Origin of the sequence: Geobacillus sp. WSUCF-018B, from assembly GCF_002809985.1 — a bacterium.
In the GTDB taxonomy this organism is placed as follows: domain Bacteria; phylum Bacillota; class Bacilli; order Bacillales; family Anoxybacillaceae; genus Geobacillus; species Geobacillus thermophilus.
On sequence record NZ_PIJF01000016.1, the window covers coordinates 45,300 to 57,698 of the forward strand.

The following is a 12,399-nucleotide window of genomic DNA, read 5'->3' on the forward strand; positions in this document are numbered from 1 at the left end:
GATTGCACTCCGTTTAATAAGGAGGTAAACAACATGAAAGTGAGACCATCTGTCAAACCGATTTGCGAAAAATGCAAAGTTATTCGCAGACGCGGCAAAGTCATGGTCATTTGTGAAAATCCAAAACACAAACAACGTCAAGGGTAATTTCCAAGGAGGTGTACTACGATGGCACGTATTGCAGGTGTTGACATTCCGCGCGACAAGCGCGTAGTCATTTCGTTAACATACATTTACGGGATCGGCAAACCAACGGCGCAAAAAATCTTAAAAGAAGCAGGGGTATCGGAAGACACGCGCGTCCGTGACTTAACGGAAGAAGAGCTTAGCCGCATTCGCGAAATCGTCGGCCGCTTAAAAGTGGAAGGGGATTTGCGCCGCGAAGTATCGTTAAACATTAAACGGCTGATGGAAATCGGTTGCTATCGCGGACTCCGCCATCGCCGCGGATTGCCGGTTCGCGGCCAAAACACGAAAAACAATGCCCGCACGCGCAAAGGTCCGCGCCGTACGGTAGCGAATAAGAAAAAATAATCACGCAAAGGAGGTCATTTGACGAATGGCACGCAGAACAAACACTCGCAAACGCCGGGTGAGAAAAAATATTGACACTGGCATCGCTCATATCCGTTCGACTTTCAACAACACGATCGTGACGATTACGGACGTTCATGGCAACGCCATCGCCTGGGCGAGCGCCGGTTCGCTCGGATTCAAAGGCTCGCGTAAATCGACGCCGTTTGCGGCGCAAATGGCAGCCGAAGCGGCAGCGAAAGCGTCGATGGAACACGGCATGAAAACAGTCGAAGTGAACGTCAAAGGTCCGGGGGCTGGCCGTGAGGCAGCGATCCGTGCGTTGCAGGCAGCCGGGTTGGAAATTACGGCGATCAAAGACGTCACTCCAATCCCGCACAATGGATGCCGTCCGCCAAAACGTCGCCGCGTGTAACGCCCCTGTATAGAATTTGAACCATTGTCAATAATGGGATATGATAAAGACCGTGACAGGGAAGCCGGCTTTGGCCGCCGGCAAGCTGAAAGAGAGAGATTCATGGGGGAATGTTATTAGGCGTGTACCGTTTGGTCGGGGTCTCGACGTTTTGAAGGAGGGTATAATAATCGATGATTGAAATTGAAAAGCCGAAAATTGAAACGGTCGAACTGAGCGAAGATGCCAAATACGGCAAATTCGTCGTCGAACCGCTTGAGCGTGGATATGGTACAACTTTAGGGAACTCCTTACGTCGTATCCTATTGTCTTCACTCCCTGGTGCGGCTGTGACATCGGTGCAAATCGACGGTGTACTGCACGAGTTTTCAACGATTGACGGCGTCGTCGAGGATGTGACAGCCATCATCTTGAATATCAAAAAATTGGCGTTGAAGATTTATTCAGACGAAGAGAAAACGTTGGAAATTGATGTGCAGGGTGAAGGAGTTGTCACGGCTGCCGATATTACTCACGACAGCGATGTAGAAATTTTAAACCCGGACCTTCATATTGCTACGCTGGCGGAAGGCGGTCGCCTGCGCATGCGCATGACCGCCAGACGGGGACGTGGGTATGTCCCGGCCGAGGCGAACAAGCGCGAGGACCAGCCAATCGGCGTGATTCCGATCGACTCCATCTATACGCCGGTCTCCCGTGTTTCCTATCAGGTCGAAAATACACGGGTCGGCCAAGTGACCGACTATGACAAATTGACGATCGACGTTTGGACCGATGGGAGCATCGGGCCGAAAGAAGCCATTTCCCTTGGGGCGAAAATTTTAACCGAGCACTTGAACATTTTTGTCGGCTTGACAGATGAAGCGCAAAATGCTGAAATCATGGTAGAGAAAGAGGACGATCAAAAAGAAAAAGTGCTGGAAATGACGATCGAGGAGCTCGATCTGTCTGTCCGTTCCTACAACTGCTTGAAGCGTGCCGGCATTAACACCGTTCAGGAGCTGACGCAAAAAACGGAAGAGGATATGATGAAAGTGCGCAACCTCGGCCGCAAATCGCTCGAAGAAGTGAAAGCGAAGTTAGCGGAGCTGGGGCTTAGCCTCCGTAAAGACGATTAAGCGCCAGCCCCGCCCGGTGGGGCGGACATGCGCGTTGGCCATAGATTTGGCGTTAAGCGCCGATCGACTACGACAGCAATGAGGAACACATCATTTTAAAAGGGAGGGACATTTGATGTCGTACAGAAAACTAGGACGCACGACTTCTCAACGGAAAGCATTGCTTCGCGATTTAGCGACAGATTTAATCATCAATGAACGCATCGAAACGACGGAAGCGCGAGCAAAAGAATTGCGCTCGGTTATCGAAAAAATGATCACGCTCGGCAAACGCGGCGATTTGCATGCCCGTCGTCAAGCAGCGGCATTTATCCGCAAGGAAGTCGCCAACAGTGAAACCGGCCAAGATGCACTGCAAAAGCTGTTCAGTGACATTGCGCCGCGCTACCAAGACCGCCAAGGCGGCTATACACGCATTATGAAACTTGGTCCTCGCCGCGGAGACGGGGCGCCGATGGTCATTATTGAGCTCGTGTAACGGTTTCATTTCAACAAGGGCGAGACAGTTTCGTTTGAACTGGATCTATGCCCTTTTTTTGTTTACCATCATTTAGCAAGGCACGGCCGGAAACGTGCCAAGGCGAGGAGAAACAATCATGGCCGAACCGATCCTTTCGATCGAAGGAGTGTACTTCCGTTATCCGAACCAATCGGAGTATGCAGTGCAAAACGTGAGCTTCCAGGCCGGACGCGGGGAGTGGCTGGCGATTGTCGGCCATAACGGATCCGGCAAGTCGACCGTTGCCCGGCTGTTAATCGGTTTGCTTCGGCCGGAGCGGGGCGTCATTCGCCTGTTTGGGCGTCCTCTCGATGAAACGACCGTCTGGGAGGTGCGCCGGCGCGTCGGCATGGTGTTTCAAAATCCAGATAACCAATTTGTCGGGACAACTGTCGAGGATGATATCGCCTTTGCCCTTGAAAATAATGGTGTTCCGCGCGATGAAATGATTGAGCGCATCCGTGAAGCCATCCGCCTGGTGCATATGGAGGCGTTTCTCGAACACGAGCCGCACCGGCTTTCCGGCGGGCAAAAGCAGCGTGTCGCTATCGCCGGCATTTTGGCGCTTCACCCTGATATGATCATTTTGGATGAAGCGACATCGATGCTCGACCCGCGGGGAAGGGAAGAGGTGCTCGAGACGGTTCGCCGCTTGAACCGGCAACAGCGCATTACAGTATTGTCGATCACGCACGATTTGGAGGAAGCGGCGAAAGCCGACCGCATCATCGTGATGAACAAAGGTGAGGTCATGGCGGAAGGGACGCCGGAGCAAATCTTTCGGCTTGGGGGCAAGCTCGAGCGCATCGGCCTTGATTTGCCGTTTGCCGTGAAAATGGGCAGCCGTTTGCGGGAACAAGGCATTCCGCTTCGTTCCGCACACTTGACGACGGAGGAGTTGGTCGAAGAGCTATGGACATTGTATTCGAAAAAGTAGAACATGTATACAATGCCCGTTCGCCGCTCGCCCGCCGGGCGCTGTATAATGTGAATGTGTCGATTCCCAGTGGGGCATACGTCGCCATCGTTGGCCACACCGGTTCGGGCAAATCGACGCTCCTTCAACACTTAAACGGCTTGCTGCAACCGACAAGCGGCACGATAAAAGTCGGCGATGAGATCATCACCGGCGACAAGCGGCCGAAGCAGCTCAAACCGCTGCGCAAAAAGGTTGGGATTGTGTTCCAATTTCCGGAACACCAGTTGTTTGAGGAAACGGTCGAGAAGGATATTTGTTTTGGCCCGCTTAATTTCGGCGTTTCCGAAGAAGAGGCGAAACGGAAAGCGCGAGAGCTTATCAAACTAGTCGGGCTCAGCGAGGATGTGTTGGCCAAATCGCCGTTCGATTTAAGCGGCGGGCAAATGCGGCGCGTCGCCATTGCCGGCGTGCTGGCGCTTGAACCGGAAGTGCTGGTGCTTGATGAACCGACCGCTGGGCTGGACCCACGCGGGCGGAAAGAGATTATGGAGATGTTTTACCGTCTTCATTGCGAAAAACGGTTAACAACGGTGCTCGTGACTCATAGTATGGAAGATGCCGCCCGCTATGCCGACCAAATCATCGTCATGCATGAAGGGACGGTGTGGGGGCAGGGAGCGCCGGAAGAGGTGTTCCGCGATGCCGATCGGCTTGCCGCCATTGGCCTTAGCGTACCGGAGACGGTCAAGTTGAAGCGGGAGCTGGAAGCGCGGTTTGGGGTCGCCATTCCCTCTCCGTGTTTGACGATCGAACAGACGGTGGAGGCCATCCAGCAACTGTTTTCTAGGGTGAGCATTCATGACTAATCATTTCATTATCGGGCAATACGTGCCCGGCCATTCGCTCATTCACCGCTTAGATCCGCGGGCGAAGCTGCTGATCGTATTCGCCTATGTTTTCATCGTTTTTTTGGCGAATAATGCGGTGACGTATGCGGTGCTGTCGTTGTTTACGTTTGCTTTTGCAGCCCTGTCGCGCATCCCGCTTTCTTTCATTTTGCGCGGCTTAAAGCCGATTTTATGGGTCGTGTTGTTTACGTTGTTATTGCATGTATTGATGACGAAAGAAGGGGATGTCCTCTACCGGATTGGCGCGCTGTCCGTTTACGAAGGCGGCATTCGGCAAGGAATTTTTATTTCCATGCGATTTTTGCTCCTTGTGCTCATGACGACGATGCTGACGCTGACGACAACGCCGATTGAAGTGACCGATGGCGTCGAAAGCTTGCTTAGTCCATTGAAAAAATGGCGCGTGCCGGTTCATGAGCTCGCCTTAATGATGGCGATTTCGCTCCGCTTCATTCCAACTTTAATGGAAGAAACAGAAAAAATTATGAAAGCGCAAGCCGCCCGCGGCGTCGACTTTTCCGGCGGCCGGTTCTCTGAGCGGATGAAGGCGATCGTCTCGCTTCTTGTGCCGCTGTTTATCAGTTCGTTCAAGCGGGCGGATGAGCTGGCGACGGCGATGGAAGCGCGCGGCTACCGCGGCGGCGAAGGGCGGACGAAACTCCGCCAACTTGCTTGGAAGCCGGCAGACACCGTGTTGTTAGCCGCTACGGCCCTGCTGGCGCTGTTGCTCTTTTTATTACGCTCATAGCGGAGGAAGGCCATGACGAGACGGATCAAATGCGTGGTAGCGTATGACGGCACCCATTTTTCCGGTTATCAAATTCAGCCGGGAAAACGGACGGTGCAAGGCGAGATTGAGGAAGTGCTCAAACGGATGCATAAAGGGAAAGCCGTGCGTGTAACGGCTTCCGGGAGGACGGATGCCGGGGTTCACGCCTATGGGCAAGTCATCCACTTCGATACGGCGCTTGTGCTTTCTCCTGAACAGTGGAAAAGAGCGTTAAACGCCCAGCTTCCGGACGATATCGCCGTTCGTTCGGCAGAGGAGGCAGACAGCACCTTTCATGCCCGCTTTTCGGCCAAGGCAAAAGAGTACCGCTACAAAGTGTGGACTGCCGCCGACCGCGACGTCTTTCGCCGCCATTACTGCGCGTGGCATCCATACCCGCTGCATATCGGCGCCATGGATGAAGCGCTTCGCCAACTGATCGGGACGCATGACTTTACGAGCTTCTGCTCCGCCAAAACGGAAATGGAGGATCGCATACGCACCATTTACCAGGCAGAGGTGGAAACCGACGGTTCGATGATGGAATTCCGGTTCATCGGCAGCGGCTTTTTGTACAACATGGTGCGCATCATCGTCGGCACAGTGCTTGAAATTGGCCAAGGGAGGCGGTCCCCGGCAGACATTGCAGCATTGCTTGCAGCCAAAGACCGGAGACTCGCTGGCCCGACGGCGCCGGCGGAAGGATTGTATTTATGGCGGGTGTACTATGATGATGAGTTTTTCGCCGTCAGTTGACCGGTGGTGAACACCGTGTTCGAAAGTCGTCTCACGCTTTTAGATGACAAAAAACCGGGGCGCCATAAGTGAAGACAACGAGTCCCCGTGTAACATCTTCTTGACATTGGCGTTCCGGCAAGCTATTATATCATATGGCATGTATTTTCCACGATTAGCCCCGGACAGCAATCGTGTTGAAATAAACAACTTTACTTGTTCATTTTTCTTTTTAGGAGGGAACTACATTGCGTACGACTTATATGGCGAAACCGAATGAAGTAGAGCGTAAATGGTACGTTGTCGACGCAGCCGGCAAAACGTTGGGTCGTCTGGCCAGCGAAGTCGCAGCGCTGTTGCGCGGCAAACATAAACCGACGTTCACTCCGCACGTTGACTGCGGGGATCATGTGATCGTCATCAATGCTGACAAAGTGGAACTGACAGGGAAAAAGTTAACGAAAAAATTGTACTATCGCCACAGCTTATATCCAGGCGGTTTGAAAGTGAGAACGGCGCTCGAAATGCGCACGAATTATCCGGAACAAATGATTGAACGGGCGGTGCGCGGCATGCTTCCAAAAGGCAGCCTTGGCCGTCAAATGTTCAAAAAACTGCATGTTTACCGCGGAAGCGAACACCCGCATCAAGCGCAAAAACCGGAAGTATACGAACTTCGCGGATAATTGACAAGGGAGGGTATTTATTTTGGCACAAGTACAATATTACGGTACAGGTCGTCGCAAAAGCTCGGTTGCTCGCGTCCGCCTCGTCCCGGGCGATGGACGCATCATCGTCAACAAACAAGACATTCGTGAATATATTCCGACAGAAGCGCTTATCGAAATGGTAAAGCAACCGCTTGTACTGACAGAAACGCTCGGCAGCTACGACGTGTTGGTGAACGTTCACGGCGGCGGATTTGCCGGCCAAGCGGGCGCCATTCGCCACGGCATCGCCCGCGCGTTGCTTCAAGTCGATCCGGAATTCCGCACCGTATTGAAGCGCGCTGGCTTGCTGACGCGCGATGCCCGCGTCAAAGAGCGGAAAAAATACGGGCTCAAAGGCGCCCGCCGCGCTCCGCAGTTCTCGAAACGTTAACCGTGTTGTCCAACCCAGCCAGTTTGGCTGGGTTTTTTGCTTATTTCTGCCTTTGGCCCGCGCGCATGTTTGCGTTCGATCGTTAAACACTACATCGTAAAGGAGCGTGAAACACGATGACAGTCATCACTTCATTCGCGGAAAAAAGGCAGGAAAAGCAGCTCCGCTATGAGCGGAAAATGCTGCGGGAGTTGTCGCTGGAGAAATTGCGGGCCAAAGTGTTGGAACATTTTGCCCCTTTCTATCAAATGTACCGGATTTTCCCATCTACTGTTGAGGAAGGCTGCATTGATCTGGCCATTGAAGCGTATTTGCTCGGCGCCCATTACAGCCGGTTCGGCTATTATGGGGAGTCTGTGGACAGCGTGCGCCGACGTTGCGCGCAAGAGGAGAAATATTTAATTGACACACTTTTTGATTTTCTCTGCTTTTGGGGCAACATCGACGACGATCTGCTCGGCCAGTCGCTCTATTACGCCTGCGAGCAATATATCGTCGGCTGGTGGACCGAAGGGTTTGAACGGGGAAAAAAACGGCGCCGCCTAAAACTTCACTGAATAAGTTCTATTCCCGCCCCTTGTCCCATATAAGATAGAGAAGGGAAACGTGCGGGAGGAGAAACGATGAAAGAAAAATGGAAGTGGCTTGTCGCCTTTGCCGCGGCTGCCATTGCGGGAATTTTGTTATTTCCGTCTTTATTTTCTGATCTGACCTCAACAAAACCGTGGAATCTCCCATTGTCCGGGCGAATTATCGTCCTAGACCCCGGCCATGGCGGGCCGGATGGCGGGGCGGTCGGCGGCGAGGTGCTGGAAAAAGAAATCGCGCTCAACGTCGCGAAAAAATTGCGGGACTACTTGCAGCAACAAGGAGCGCTCGTTCTGATGACGCGGGAGACAGACCGCGATTTGGCCAGCCCGTCCACGCGCGGCTACAGCCGGCGGAAAACGGAAGATTTGCACGAACGAACATCATTCATTAACCATTCCGATGCGGATTTGTTTATCAGCATTCACCTCAATGCCATTCCATCCCCGCGCTGGCGGGGGGCACAGACGTTTTATTACGGCTCGCTCATCGAAAACGAGCGGCTCGCCAAATTCATCCAAGCCGAGTTGCGGCGCAACTTGGAAAACACCCACCGGGTAGCGAAAATGATTGATACCGTTTATTTGCTAAAGCATGCCAAAAAGCCCGGAGCGCTCGTTGAAGTTGGATTTTTATCGAATCCGGACGAGCGGGATCTGCTCGCCTCTGACCATTACCAGACGAAACTCGCCGCCTCGATTTACAAAGGAGTGCTGCGTTACTTTTCGAACGAACCTACCCCTCGCGAATAGCGGGGTTTTTTATCGTCCCGAAGCGGGAAAGGCCCTGCTTCCAAGCGGGGAAGAACGGCCAAGGCGAGAGAACCGTTCTCCCCCGTCCAAAAGCGCGCCATCGCCATTCATACATCTGAAAAGAACACTCAATGTAACGAATGCCGAAAAGCCGGGACAGGCAGGGGGCCGAAATGGAAGCCATCTGGCGGTTTATGGTATAGTAAATATATAAGGGAACTATTGATTTGAAAAAGGGTTGGTGAATACGATGCTGACGGAAAACGAAGTGCGAGCCATTCTTGAAAACATGAAAGACCCGTTTTTAAACAAGACCTTTAAGGAAACAAACGCCATTCAAGAAATTAAAATTAAGGAAGAGAAAAACCATGTCAGCGTAAAGATCGCGCTTGCCAAAACCGGCACGCCTGACCAACTGCGCGTGCAAACGGCGATCGTCCAGCAGCTGAAAGAGGCTGGCGCCGCATCCGTCGGCTTGCGGTTTGCCGAACTGCCGCGCGAAGTGGTTGAGAAATACAGCGACAATCCGCAAAAAACGACGTATATCGCCATCGCCAGCGGCAAGGGCGGCGTCGGAAAATCAACGGTTTCCGTCAACTTAGCGGTCGCGCTCGCCCGGCTTGGCAAAAAAGTCGGGTTGATCGACGCCGATATTTATGGGTTTAGCGTTCCAGACATGATGGGAATTACTCAGCGTCCGACAGTGCGGGGCGATAAAATCATCCCCGTCGAGCGGTTTGGGGTGAAAGTCATTTCGATGGCCTTTTTCGTCGAGGACAATGCTCCGGTCATTTGGCGCGGCCCGATGCTTGGAAAAATGCTGAACAACTTCTTCAAAGAAGTTGAGTGGGGCGACTTGGATTACTTGCTGCTCGACTTGCCTCCAGGCACCGGCGATGTCGCGTTAGACGTGCACACGCTTTTGCCGTCATGCAAAGAAATTATCGTCACCACTCCGCACCCGACCGCCGCGTTTGTCGCCGCCCGCGCCGGAGCGATGGCGCTGCGCACCGACCACGAAATTATCGGTGTCATTGAAAATATGTCGTATTACGAAAGCCGGAAAACGGGTGAGCGGGAATACGTCTTTGGCAAAGGCGGCGGGGAAAAGCTGGCAAAGGAGCTGAACACGGAGTTGCTCGGGCAGCTGCCCCTTCAGCAGCCGGACTGGAACGATGATGATTTCGCTCCGTCCATTTACGCCGAAGATCATCCGATCGGAAAAATTTATATGGACATCGCCCGCAAAATAGCGGAGAAATATTAAGGGGAATAACGAAAAAGGTGTCCGATGGCGCGGAACTGCATTGCATCGCCTGCTCTTTGGAACGTTGCGATCCCGTCCCCCGCCGGACACCTTTTTTGATTGATTATCCTCCCCCGCCTTGTTGGTTGCCTCCGTCGCTTTCTTCCCCTTCTCCTCCTTCTCCTTCCCCTTCCCCTTCTCCTTGTTTTTCAGCGCCTTGTTGGAGCGATTCCGCCGCTTTTGTCAGCATATCTTGAATTTTGGCTTGGTACAGCGGGCTGTTTAGCGTTTCTGTAACCACCTTTTGCAAGTGTTGGCGGAACTCTTTGCTTTTCACTACTTCGATCATGGCCTTTTCCATTTCTGGATCTTTTAAAATGTCCATCATCATCTGTTGATAGTCGGGATCCTTCATCAGCGCTTTTATCATTTTTTCATGTTCCTTTTGCAGTCCCTTGGCAAAGCTTTCGGCAAATTTCGGGTCTTTTAAAGCGGTTTCCCAAAATTTTTTCCCTTGTTCCGATGTCAGCACCTTTTCGAGTGTATCTTTCACAGCGGCTTGATCCATCACAAGTTGCTGCTTCATTTGGTCTTCCGCCATAATATCTTGAATCGCCTTTTTCCCCTCATCTGTTTTTAAAATGTCGACGACCATTTTTTTCGTTTCGTCATAATCCGGGGGAGGAGGGCTGATTTCTTGGGGAGCACATGAGCTGAGCACGAGAAAACTGAGCAAGAGGAGCATTAGGCACTTGGTCATAAAAATGAGCTCCTTTCTGCAAAAATCCCTCACCTTTAATATGAATGTTGGGGAAAAAAATATGCATTTGGCTGAATGGAAGCTGGCTTTTTCAAGAGGGTGCTGGTAAAATGTTAAGCGGGCTATGTTGAATAATGGAGGATGAAACAAACTGTGAACAGCCGCAAATGGGTGCGTTTATTTTTGACCACGCTGCTGATCGGCGGAATCGCGACAGCAGCCGTCGGGATAGTTTTGAATTGGAAAGAGTTTGGACATCTCCTTGTACGTTTCGAGGTCATTGAATTTCTTGCCGTATTGCTTTGGCATGTCGGCGTCGGCTTTATTTTCAGCGTCATCAGCCAGGCGGGCTTTTTTGCCTATTTGACCGTCCATCGGTTCGGACTTGGCATGTTCCGTTCCCTCTGGAACGCTGTCCAGCTTGTTTTGATCATGTTCGTGCTGTTCGATCTAGTCTATTTCCGCTACATGGTGTTTGCGGATAAAGGCGATTCGATCATCCCGTATGTATTGACCGCCTTGTTTATTTTGGCGGTTGGCTTAGCCGTTGCCTACATAAAAAGCGCGCAGACGAACAAAGGGGCATTCGTCCCGGCGCTGTTCTTTATGGTCGTGGTAACGGTGATTGAATGGTTTCCCGTTTTGCGCATCAATGACCGAGACTGGTTATATTTGATGCTGATTCCGTTACTAGTATGCAATGCATATCAACTTCTTATACTGCATAAATTGACAGGCGGCGCAGGATCGTCCGCGTAAAGCGCCGCCTGTTCTTTTTTGTCGGGCCGCTCATTCTAAAAGGAAACATGATCAGGATATCATCCAACTGCAGCGGCCATGCTAAAGTCTTGAGGGAAGGCTGGCGGCTTTTAGGCGAAAACCCGCCTCCCGCCCTTTTTAGTCGATCCCTTTGCTTTCTGCTTCACCGTTGGCCAGCAGCTCAGAGAGGCTGGCGTTTTTATAGCCGTTTTCTTTCATGGCTGCAATAATTTTCGGCAGCGCCTTTGCCGTTTGTTTGGCCGAGTCGGACGCGTGAAGGAGCACAATATCGCCCGGCTCCAAATCGCTTGTGACGTTGGCGACAATTTGCTCTGTGCCGGGATTCAGCCAGTCCTTCGAGTCAACGCTCCAATGCACAACCGTATAGCCGAGAGACTCCGCAAGTTTTAGCACCTTTTTGTTAAAATTCCCTCCCGGGGGGCGCAGCAACTCGACGTTTTTCACACCTAACATGTCGAACACTTTCTCCGCCATCATTAAATCTTGGCGGATTTTAGCGTTCTCGAGTTCTGCATAATTGACAAAATTATACCCCATGCTGCCGATTTCATGCCCTTCCTCTTTGATCCGCTTTACGACGGACGGATGGCGTTCAGCCCATGAGGCTGATAAAAAAAAGGTTGCGTTTTTAATCCCGTGTTGTTTCAATACGTCCAAAATTTTTTCCGCGTTCTCATCCCCCCAGCTAATGTCAAACGTCAATGCCACCTCATCGCGGTCATTGTCCACCTTGTACACGGCCTTAGGCCCAGAGGAAAGCGAAAACACGGGTCGGTTCATTTCATAAGCGTATAGGATGACCGCAGTGAAAAAAGCAGAACAAATAATAATGAGAGCTTTTTTCAATGTCCGCCCATTTAGTGCGTAAAACATGGCTTCCATCCCTCCCTAAACAGTTGTCCTATGTACATCTTATGCGGCGGTCTATGGCGGTTATGAAACATAATTGCCACTCCTTGGCGCCAGAGTAGGCAAAAGCGGGGGTGGGGATAAACATGGATTGGGATCCGCAAACTTCCTAAAAATATTATCTTGCATTTTTGGAGGTAAAGTGGTATATTTTTAAACGTCGCTGTTCGGAAAAGCAGTTTGGCAACAGCGAAGCAAAAAAGTGGTTGACATCAAAAAAGTGTTATGATAATATAAAAGAGCTGTTTACAAAGGACAACTTACAGCGTTCCTTGAAAACTGAACGAAACGAAGCGCGACGAAAAGCGGAGGTCCGCGGGTCGCCGCGACGGGCAAATGTTCTTCGCCTGCAAGGGTGCTTGCACC

The 12,399-nt window shown here is 51.7% G+C and carries 17 protein-coding genes; 15 read left to right on the top strand and 2 right to left on the bottom strand.

All coding sequences use genetic code 11. The annotated features are described in order from the left end of the window. Positions 1–33: 33 nt before the first annotated feature. From rpmJ to CV944_RS07045, 14 genes are all read left to right on the top strand, one after another. Positions 34–147 carry a 50S ribosomal protein L36 gene (gene rpmJ / locus CV944_RS06980; RefSeq protein WP_003247619.1) on the top strand — a complete coding sequence of 38 codons (114 nt, stop codon included), beginning with the start codon at positions 34–36 and terminating at the stop codon, positions 145–147. Positions 148–168: 21 nt separating this feature from the next. Further along, entirely contained in the window at positions 169–534 is a 366-nt protein-coding gene (rpsM, locus tag CV944_RS06985) for a 30S ribosomal protein S13 (protein WP_015373728.1), read from the top strand. A gap of 25 nt (positions 535–559) precedes the next feature. Then, positions 560–949: a 30S ribosomal protein S11 gene (gene rpsK / locus CV944_RS06990; protein ID WP_011229644.1), complete on the top strand. Its 390-nt coding sequence runs from the start codon at positions 560–562 to the stop codon at positions 947–949. Positions 950–1,122: 173 nt separating this feature from the next. After that, positions 1,123–2,067 carry a DNA-directed RNA polymerase subunit alpha gene (locus CV944_RS06995; RefSeq protein WP_033008688.1) on the top strand — a complete coding sequence of 315 codons (945 nt, stop codon included), beginning with the start codon at positions 1,123–1,125 and terminating at the stop codon, positions 2,065–2,067. A 115-nt stretch (positions 2,068–2,182) separates the two neighbouring features. After that, positions 2,183–2,545: a 50S ribosomal protein L17 gene (rplQ, locus tag CV944_RS07000; protein WP_033008689.1), complete on the top strand. Its 363-nt coding sequence runs from the start codon at positions 2,183–2,185 to the stop codon at positions 2,543–2,545. A gap of 118 nt (positions 2,546–2,663) precedes the next feature. Beyond that, a complete protein-coding gene (locus tag CV944_RS07005; protein WP_033008690.1) occupies positions 2,664–3,503 on the top strand; it encodes an energy-coupling factor ABC transporter ATP-binding protein in 840 nt (279 codons plus the stop codon). After that, the gene (locus tag CV944_RS07010) at positions 3,479–4,351 is read left to right on the top strand and encodes an energy-coupling factor ABC transporter ATP-binding protein (RefSeq protein WP_044746819.1); all 873 of its coding nucleotides are present in this window, start codon (positions 3,479–3,481) and stop codon (positions 4,349–4,351) included. Before CV944_RS07005 ends, CV944_RS07010 begins: the two co-directional genes overlap by 25 nt. Beyond that, positions 4,344–5,141: an energy-coupling factor transporter transmembrane component T family protein gene (locus CV944_RS07015; protein ID WP_033008694.1), complete on the top strand. Its 798-nt coding sequence runs from the start codon at positions 4,344–4,346 to the stop codon at positions 5,139–5,141. The genes CV944_RS07010 and CV944_RS07015 overlap by 8 nt, the downstream gene beginning before the upstream one ends. A gap of 12 nt (positions 5,142–5,153) precedes the next feature. After that, on the top strand, positions 5,154–5,918 hold the full coding sequence (gene truA, locus CV944_RS07020; RefSeq protein ID WP_033008695.1) for a tRNA pseudouridine(38-40) synthase TruA: 765 nt from the start codon (positions 5,154–5,156) through the stop codon (positions 5,916–5,918). A gap of 227 nt (positions 5,919–6,145) precedes the next feature. Continuing rightward, on the top strand, positions 6,146–6,583 hold the full coding sequence (rplM, locus tag CV944_RS07025) for a 50S ribosomal protein L13 (RefSeq protein WP_011229651.1): 438 nt from the start codon (positions 6,146–6,148) through the stop codon (positions 6,581–6,583). Between the two features lie 22 nt (positions 6,584–6,605). Then, positions 6,606–6,998 carry a 30S ribosomal protein S9 gene (gene rpsI / locus CV944_RS07030; RefSeq protein ID WP_033008697.1) on the top strand — a complete coding sequence of 131 codons (393 nt, stop codon included), beginning with the start codon at positions 6,606–6,608 and terminating at the stop codon, positions 6,996–6,998. A gap of 116 nt (positions 6,999–7,114) precedes the next feature. Further along, the gene (locus tag CV944_RS07035; protein ID WP_033008700.1) at positions 7,115–7,555 is read left to right on the top strand and encodes a YbaK family protein; all 441 of its coding nucleotides are present in this window, start codon (positions 7,115–7,117) and stop codon (positions 7,553–7,555) included. A 66-nt stretch (positions 7,556–7,621) separates the two neighbouring features. Then, a complete protein-coding gene (gene cwlD / locus CV944_RS07040) occupies positions 7,622–8,338 on the top strand; it encodes an N-acetylmuramoyl-L-alanine amidase CwlD (RefSeq protein WP_100663996.1) in 717 nt (238 codons plus the stop codon). Positions 8,339–8,588: 250 nt separating this feature from the next. Beyond that, positions 8,589–9,605, top strand: coding sequence for an Mrp/NBP35 family ATP-binding protein (locus CV944_RS07045; RefSeq protein WP_033008706.1), 1,017 nt, complete (start codon positions 8,589–8,591; stop codon positions 9,603–9,605). A 103-nt stretch (positions 9,606–9,708) separates the two neighbouring features. Here CV944_RS07045 and gerD read toward each other — a convergent pair whose 3' ends face one another. Continuing rightward, positions 9,709–10,344: a spore germination lipoprotein GerD gene (gene gerD / locus CV944_RS07050; protein ID WP_033008708.1), complete on the bottom strand. Its 636-nt coding sequence runs from the start codon at positions 10,342–10,344 to the stop codon at positions 9,709–9,711. 153 nt (positions 10,345–10,497) lie between these two features. Here gerD and CV944_RS07055 point away from each other — a divergent pair, with 153 nt between their 5' ends. Further along, on the top strand, positions 10,498–11,103 hold the full coding sequence (locus tag CV944_RS07055) for a KinB-signaling pathway activation protein (RefSeq protein ID WP_033008717.1): 606 nt from the start codon (positions 10,498–10,500) through the stop codon (positions 11,101–11,103). A 138-nt stretch (positions 11,104–11,241) separates the two neighbouring features. Here CV944_RS07055 and pdaB read toward each other — a convergent pair whose 3' ends face one another. Further along, positions 11,242–11,997 carry a polysaccharide deacetylase family sporulation protein PdaB gene (gene pdaB, locus CV944_RS07060; RefSeq protein WP_033008709.1) on the bottom strand — a complete coding sequence of 252 codons (756 nt, stop codon included), beginning with the start codon at positions 11,995–11,997 and terminating at the stop codon, positions 11,242–11,244. Positions 11,998–12,399 lie beyond the last annotated feature (402 nt).

What these genes read in the sequence shown, in the direction of transcription:
- rpmJ (WP_003247619.1), top strand. Translation starts at nt 34, where the DNA reads ATGAAAGTGAGACCATCTGTCAAACCGATTTGCGAAAAATGCAAAGTT.
- rpsM (WP_015373728.1), top strand. Translation starts at nt 169, where the DNA reads ATGGCACGTATTGCAGGTGTTGACATTCCGCGCGACAAGCGCGTAGTC.
- rpsK (WP_011229644.1), top strand. Translation starts at nt 560, where the DNA reads ATGGCACGCAGAACAAACACTCGCAAACGCCGGGTGAGAAAAAATATT.
- CV944_RS06995 (WP_033008688.1), top strand. Translation starts at nt 1,123, where the DNA reads ATGATTGAAATTGAAAAGCCGAAAATTGAAACGGTCGAACTGAGCGAA.
- rplQ (WP_033008689.1), top strand. Translation starts at nt 2,183, where the DNA reads ATGTCGTACAGAAAACTAGGACGCACGACTTCTCAACGGAAAGCATTG.
- CV944_RS07005 (WP_033008690.1), top strand. Translation starts at nt 2,664, where the DNA reads ATGGCCGAACCGATCCTTTCGATCGAAGGAGTGTACTTCCGTTATCCG.
- CV944_RS07010 (WP_044746819.1), top strand. Translation starts at nt 3,479, where the DNA reads ATGGACATTGTATTCGAAAAAGTAGAACATGTATACAATGCCCGTTCG.
- CV944_RS07015 (WP_033008694.1), top strand. Translation starts at nt 4,344, where the DNA reads ATGACTAATCATTTCATTATCGGGCAATACGTGCCCGGCCATTCGCTC.
- truA (WP_033008695.1), top strand. Translation starts at nt 5,154, where the DNA reads ATGACGAGACGGATCAAATGCGTGGTAGCGTATGACGGCACCCATTTT.
- CV944_RS07035 (WP_033008700.1), top strand. Translation starts at nt 7,115, where the DNA reads ATGACAGTCATCACTTCATTCGCGGAAAAAAGGCAGGAAAAGCAGCTC.
- cwlD (WP_100663996.1), top strand. Translation starts at nt 7,622, where the DNA reads ATGAAAGAAAAATGGAAGTGGCTTGTCGCCTTTGCCGCGGCTGCCATT.
- CV944_RS07045 (WP_033008706.1), top strand. Translation starts at nt 8,589, where the DNA reads ATGCTGACGGAAAACGAAGTGCGAGCCATTCTTGAAAACATGAAAGAC.
- gerD (WP_033008708.1), bottom strand. Translation starts at nt 10,344, where the DNA reads ATGACCAAGTGCCTAATGCTCCTCTTGCTCAGTTTTCTCGTGCTCAGC.
- pdaB (WP_033008709.1), bottom strand. Translation starts at nt 11,997, where the DNA reads ATGTTTTACGCACTAAATGGGCGGACATTGAAAAAAGCTCTCATTATT.